Consider the following 5,908-nt stretch of genomic DNA (forward strand, 5'->3'; position numbering starts at 1 on the left):
CGAACCTGCGACCAGAGGATTAGAAGGCCCCTGCTCTATCCCCTGAGCTACGGAGGCAGTCCGTCCAGTTTACTATGGGCCGTTCCGGCCCGTCCCAGGCCCGCGGACGGCGGCCCTGGGGAACGCTATGCCTCGTCCTCGGCGAAGGCCACCCTCAGCTCGAGGCGATGCTGGCCGTCCGGATCCTGCGAGTAGATCGCCTTGCCCGAGATACCCCGGAGTCCCTCCGTCCCCGAGCCGGGGATGATGTGCCCCGAACTGGCCGCGTCGGCTCCTTCGGCGACACCCCAGTGCTGGACGGTCATCGAGCCGGTCCTGTCCCCCACCGTCCCGACGAACTGTTCGGACGCCACATAGCCTGCGCCGACGTCGTTCCCGGCCATCAGCAGTTCCGCGGTGCTCGTGCCGCTGATCTCCCCCTCGAACACCTTCGCGGCGCGCACGCGTGACAGTTCTCCGGTGCTGCCGGGCTCCGAGTAGGGTTCGGCGTCCCAGGCGGTGATCTCGAACTCGCCGCTGTACGTCGTCGTTCCTGTTTCAATCATCTGCATAGTATTGCCGCTCATCGCCCGTACCGCATGCCGGAATCCGACGGAGGGCGGTACGGCGGGTTCGCTGCGCGGGCAAGTCAGCGCAGTTGCCCGGGTGACAGCGGGCGGTAACGACGGCGGAACAGGACCTTCGTGCTGCGGTCCACGAAGACGAGGTAGAGCGCGAATCCGAGCGCGACGACGGCTGCCACCTGGCGTGCCATCATCAGGCTGAGGTCGAAGTACGGGAAGATGTCCAGCTGGTCCGTGATGGCATACACCATGAAGAAGGCCACCGTGAGGTAGAGGAACTTCACCTGCCAGTCGTTCCGGATACCCGTGACCGCGAACAGCGGGATGAGCCACACCACGTACCAGGACTGGATCATCGGCGAGAGGACGACGACGGCCGCGAATGCTATGGCGAGCCGGCGGACCAGCCGGCTGTGGTCGCCGCGGAAGATCTGGAGCGCGATGATCACCAGCGAGCCCAGCCGCGCCAGGGTGTGGAACACGCCGGCGAGGTCCCAGCCGGGAAGGCCGACGGCGTCGCCGAGCGTCGCGATGACCAGCCCGATGAACCCGATCGGCGCGTACCAGATCCAGACGCTGCCGGGAGTGCTGAGCGCACCCACCCAGCCGAACCCGAAGGTGTTCACGAGGCCCATGACCCACAGGATGCCGAGGGACAGTCCGGCCGTGAGGAACCAGTAGAGGAACCGCCTCGGCCAGGACGCACCCTTGCCCGCCCACATCAGCCCTACGAACGGCAGGAAGATCAGAGTGATCGGCTTGATGCCGACGGACAGGGTGATCAACAGGATGCCCAGGAGCGGCCGCTTCGTCGCCGCGAGGTACAGCCCGGCGAGTGCGAGTCCGATCATCAGGGAATCGTTGTGGATGGCGGCGACGAAGTTGATCAGGAACAGCGGGTTGGCGACGGAGAGCCAGAGCGCGCGGTTCGGATTGATGGAGTGGAGCTGCGCGAGTTTCGGGACGATGTAGACGCAGAGGGCCACACCGATGAGGGCGACGACCCGGAACAGGATGATCGAGGTGTCCGGGTGCCCGCCCGTGATGCGGACGATCCCCTCCTCGATCCAGAGGAAGACCGGCCCGTAGGGCGTGGGGCTCTGCGCCCAGAGATCGTCGGCGCCGATCTGCAGATAGTTGGAGATCTGGGAGTAGCCGTCCACGTAGGGATTCAGCTTGGCCACCATGACCTGGCCCTGGGCGATGTAGGCGAAGACGTCCCGGCTGAACAGCGGCAGCGCGGCTGCGAGCGGGATCGTCCACGCGATGATCGCCCGGAGCAGGTACGGGCGGGTCTCGTCCGACCAGCCGTTGAGCCGCTGGCCCAGCCGGAGCCACGCCCGGATCAGGAGCATGCCGCCCAGCGCCAGGAGCAGCACGGACAGCACGGCACCGGCCGGCTCGAAACGGAGCCAGATGATCACGGGGTTGCGGCGGAGCTCCGCCGAGGCGAGGGAGAGCCAGCCGACGCCGAGCGACCCCATCCACATCAGCAGGGATCCGATGAACCCCTGCACCACGGCGACATTGGGATGATGCGGGCCCGGCTGCGTCTCGACCTCGGTGAGCGGGACCTGGGCGGGCATCTGGGAAATCCAATCGTCGGCAAGCAGAAGGGGCGGGAACGCCCATGTCCTCAGGCCGTCAGCCGAGGGCTGGACGGCGGGCATACCGCAGAGCGGTGCCCTGGCCGGAAGCAGCAGGGTTACCCAGATCTCCCCGCAGCCCTGAGCGAACTGTTCGAATATTAGCACCGGCACTAGGGGCTGCCGGGGAAGGGCACAGGGCCCATCCCCGTCGACAGGCCCGCCGATGCGTGGGCCGACACGTGGGCCGACACGTGGGCCGACACCGCGGTTCCCGCCGCCGGGAAGCGTCCCTACCGGGCGGTACATTGGTCGGATGCCGATATCGAGTGAACACATCGTCTGGATCGACTGCGAGATGACGGGGCTGGACCTCGTGAACGACGCCCTGATCGAGGTCGCCGTCCTCGTCACCGACGCCGAGCTCAACATCCTGGGCGACGGCGTGGACGTGGTGATCAAGCCCACGCCCGAGGCCCTGGCCCAGATGGGCGACTTCGTGCGGAACATGCACACGACGTCGGGCCTGCTCGAGGAGCTCGACGGCGGGATCCCCATGGCGGAGGCCGAGCAGCAGGTCCTCGACTACATCCGGACATGGGTGCCGGAGCCGCGCAAGGCCCAGCTCGCCGGCAATTCCGTGGGCACGGACCGGAACTTCCTCGTGCGTGACATGCCGAGCGTCGTCGACCACCTGCACTACCGGATCATCGATGTGTCGACCATCAAGGAACTAGCGCGCCGCTGGTACACCCGCGCCTACTTCCAGGCCCCGGCGAAGACCGGTGGGCACCGCGCCCTGGGCGACATCGAGGACTCGATCCGGGAGTTGCGCTACTACCGCGCCGCCGTCTTCGTTCCCGCACCCGGACCCGACTCCGCGACCAGCAAGGCCATCGCCCGCACGATCGCTCCCTGACGCCCTGCGCTCCACCGGCGGTCCGGAGCACGGGAAAAAGTGTGTAAACTTGTATCCGCTGCCTTTCGCAGACAGCCTGGCCGGAGATCCTCGGTCTGGCTGGCGGCGAAGACACATGGTGGGTATAGCTCAGTTGGCAGAGCGCCTGGTTGTGGTCCAGGAGGTCGCGGGTTCAACCCCCGTTACTCACCCTCAGTTGCCAGGGAAGACCCTGGCCACATATGCCGTCCCGGAGACCGTCCGGGACGGCATATGTATTTCCGGCCCAGCACGCCCGCCCCGGAGGGCAGCCATGACGGTCTGCGTGATCCTCCGGTCGACAGCAACGAAGGACCAAGAACGATGGAACGCACGGTGTTCGAAGAAGATCACGAGCTTTTCCGCGATGTCGCCCGCGAATTCAACGAACGCGCCGTCGCCCCCCACTACGCGGGCTGGGACCAGCAGCACATGATGGACCGGTCGGTGTGGACGGCGGCGGGAGAGCAGGGACTGCTCGGACTGGCCGTCCCCGAGGAGTTCGGCGGCGCGGGGATGCCGGACTACCGGTTCCGCGCCGTGCTCGACGAGGAATTCGCCCGCAGCAACCACCTCGCCGTCGGACTCGCCTTCCACCTGCATGACGACCTCGTCCTGCCGCACCTGCTGGCCCATGGCTCCGACGACCTCAAGGAGCGCTGGCTGCCGGGCATGGTCTCGGGCGAGATCGTGACGTCCTGCGCGTGGACCGAGCCCGGCGCCGGCAGCGACCTCCGCGGCATCCGCACCAAGGCGGTGCGTGACGGCGACGACTGGCTCATCACGGGACAGAAGGTCTTCATCGGCAACGGCATCAGCGGTGATGCCTCACTCGTCCTCGCCCGCACGGACGGCAGCTCGGGTCGCGGCTCCAGCGACTCCTTCTCCCTGTTCATGGTGCGCAGGGGCGAGGGGTACACCCCCGGCCGCCAACTGGACAAGATGGGGCTGCGGGCCTCCGACACCGCCGAGCTGTTCTTCGACAATGTGCGCGTGCCCGGCGCCGATCTCGTCGGTGAGGTGGGACAGGGTCTCCGCTACAGCCTCGAACAGATACCCCAGGGCCGCCTCGGCATCGCCGTCGCGGCCGCAGCCCTCGCACGTGCCTCCTACGAGCAGACGGTGCGGTACGTGACCGACCGGAGTGCCTTCGGCGAGCGTGTGCTCGACTTCCAGGCGACGCGCCACGTCCTCGCCGATGTCCTGACGGAGGTCGAGGTGACCGAGACCTTCGTCGACCGGGCGGTGCTGGCCTTCAACGCCGGATCGCTCACCCCCACGGCCGCCGCGCAGGCCAAGCTGTGGGCGAGCGAGCGGGCCAAGTCCATCACGGACCGGTGCCTGCAGCTGCACGGCGGCTACGGCTACATCCTCGAGTATCCGGTGTCGCAGGCCTTTTTGGCCGCGCGGCTGCTGACCATCTTCGGCGGCACGAGCGAGATCATGCGCGAGTCCATCGGGCGGTCGATCGCCGGCCGCCCCACGCAGAACAGGTAGGTCCCATGGCTGTCCACCCCATCACCATCACGGGCGAACCGGTCCTCCATCGGCGTGCCCAGCCGGTCGAGGCCTTCGACGACGAGCTGCGCACGCTGATCGCCGACATGTTCGAGACCATGGACGTCGCCAACGGCGTGGGCCTCGCGGCGCCGCAGATCGGCGTGGGACTGCGCATCTTCGTCTACGGCATGGAGAACGACGACGGCGTCGCCGCGCGCGGCGTGCTCGTCAATCCGACGCTCGTGACCTCGAAGGTGCCCGGATCCGATCCGGACCCGGACGAGGAGTCCGAGGGCTGCCTCTCCGTCCCCGGGGAGGCGTTCCCGCTCAAGCGCGCCGACTGGGCACGGGTCTCCGGGTTCGACGGCGACGGAGCCCCGGTCGAGTTCGAGGCGACGGGCTGGTTCGCCCGGTGCATGCAGCACGAGTACGACCACCTGGACGGGAAGCTGTACGTCGACCGCCTCGACAACCGGCAGTCCAGGAAGGCCAAGAAAGCCCTCAAGAACCACGGGTGGGGCGTGCCCGGGCTCACCTGGATGCCCGGCGTCGATCCCGACCCGTTCGGCCACTAGGACACCGGTCCCGCGTGGGCCCGCTCATCCCGGTCAGGCGTTCTCGGACGCGCCGAGACGATCGGCGGTGTCGGCGGGCACGGGAGCCTCGGAGAGGTCCTCCAGCCGCCGGACACGGCGCAGCGGCCCGAGCAGGGCGACGAGCGGAGCGCCGCACGCGATGACGACGCCGATGAGGATCCCATCGCGGATCCCGACGGTCTCCGCCAGGATGCCGGCGATCAGGCTCGCCAGTGCGAGCATCCCCCAGCTCACCGTCCGGGATGCGGCACCGAGGCGGCCCATCATCCCCGGCGGGCAGACCCGCTGCCGGAAGCTGGAGCCGACCACGATGTTCCAGGCGACACTCGCGCCCATCACGAACATCCCGATGATCCCCCACGTCATCCCCCACCCGGGTGTGAGGATCAGGAGCGAGGCATAGCCGAGGACGCCGGGGACCATCGACCAGCGCCAGAGCGGGCCGGAGCCGAAACGCTCCCCGAGCGCATTGGCGGTGACCCCGCCGACCGCTCCGCCGAGAGAGGCAGCCGCCAACAGGAGACCGAGCCACACCTCCGATTCCCCGATCGTCCTCAGCACCAGCAGGACCAGCAGGGAGGCCACGATGTTGCCGCCGAGGTTCCACAGGGCGGCGTTGAAGAGGATGGCCCGCAGGGGGCCCGTGCTGAAGGTGTACCGCAGGCCGTCGTACATCTCCCGCAGGATCCTCCGGTCGCTCTGCGGCTGCACCACCTCCTTGACGTC

General features: G+C 68.1%; 6 protein-coding genes and 2 tRNA genes (1 of these 8 cut by a window edge). 4 read left to right on the top strand and 4 right to left on the bottom strand.

Annotated features, from left to right (window positions below):
* The 3 genes from CVO76_RS06505 to mptB all read right to left on the bottom strand — a co-directional run.
* Nucleotides 1-57: transfer RNA gene (locus CVO76_RS06505), tRNA-Arg, on the bottom strand; it reaches 116 nt to the left of the window's first position.
* Nucleotides 58-125: 68 nt separating this feature from the next.
* Nucleotides 126-545 (bottom strand): DUF3224 domain-containing protein, encoded by a 420-nt coding sequence (locus CVO76_RS06510; protein ID WP_133080647.1) that lies wholly within the window; start codon nt 543-545, stop codon nt 126-128.
* Between the two features lie 83 nt (nt 546-628).
* A complete protein-coding gene (gene mptB, locus CVO76_RS06515; protein WP_208741324.1) occupies nt 629-2,149 on the bottom strand; it encodes a polyprenol phosphomannose-dependent alpha 1,6 mannosyltransferase MptB in 1,521 nt (506 codons plus the stop codon).
* 316 nt (nt 2,150-2,465) lie between these two features.
* Between mptB and orn the strand changes: the two genes are divergently transcribed.
* From orn to CVO76_RS06535, 4 genes are all read left to right on the top strand, one after another.
* Nucleotides 2,466-3,068: an oligoribonuclease gene (gene orn / locus CVO76_RS06520; protein ID WP_208741325.1), complete on the top strand. Its 603-nt coding sequence runs from the start codon at nt 2,466-2,468 to the stop codon at nt 3,066-3,068.
* Between the two features lie 118 nt (nt 3,069-3,186).
* Nucleotides 3,187-3,259 (top strand) — tRNA-His (locus CVO76_RS06525).
* Nucleotides 3,260-3,410: 151 nt separating this feature from the next.
* Nucleotides 3,411-4,583, top strand: a complete 1,173-nt coding sequence (locus CVO76_RS06530; protein WP_208741327.1) for an acyl-CoA dehydrogenase family protein — start codon at nt 3,411-3,413, stop codon at nt 4,581-4,583.
* A gap of 5 nt (nt 4,584-4,588) precedes the next feature.
* Nucleotides 4,589-5,161 (top strand): peptide deformylase, encoded by a 573-nt coding sequence (locus CVO76_RS06535; RefSeq protein WP_208741329.1) that lies wholly within the window; start codon nt 4,589-4,591, stop codon nt 5,159-5,161.
* 33 nt (nt 5,162-5,194) lie between these two features.
* Here CVO76_RS06535 and CVO76_RS06540 read toward each other — a convergent pair.
* On the bottom strand, nt 5,195-5,908 hold a 714-nt coding region (locus CVO76_RS06540), incomplete at its 5' end, for an MFS transporter (protein ID WP_208741331.1).

It is taken from the genome of Arthrobacter agilis, assembly GCF_002953615.1.
GTDB lineage: Bacteria > Actinomycetota > Actinomycetes > Actinomycetales > Micrococcaceae > Arthrobacter_D > Arthrobacter_D agilis_B.

Coding starts and splice junctions, on each gene's coding strand:
- CVO76_RS06510 (WP_133080647.1), bottom strand. CDS start 545: ATGATTGAAACAGGAACGACGACGTACAGCGGCGAGTTCGAGATCACC.
- mptB (WP_208741324.1), bottom strand. CDS start 2,149: ATGCCCGCCCAGGTCCCGCTCACCGAGGTCGAGACGCAGCCGGGCCCG.
- orn (WP_208741325.1), top strand. CDS start 2,466: ATGCCGATATCGAGTGAACACATCGTCTGGATCGACTGCGAGATGACG.
- CVO76_RS06530 (WP_208741327.1), top strand. CDS start 3,411: ATGGAACGCACGGTGTTCGAAGAAGATCACGAGCTTTTCCGCGATGTC.
- CVO76_RS06535 (WP_208741329.1), top strand. CDS start 4,589: ATGGCTGTCCACCCCATCACCATCACGGGCGAACCGGTCCTCCATCGG.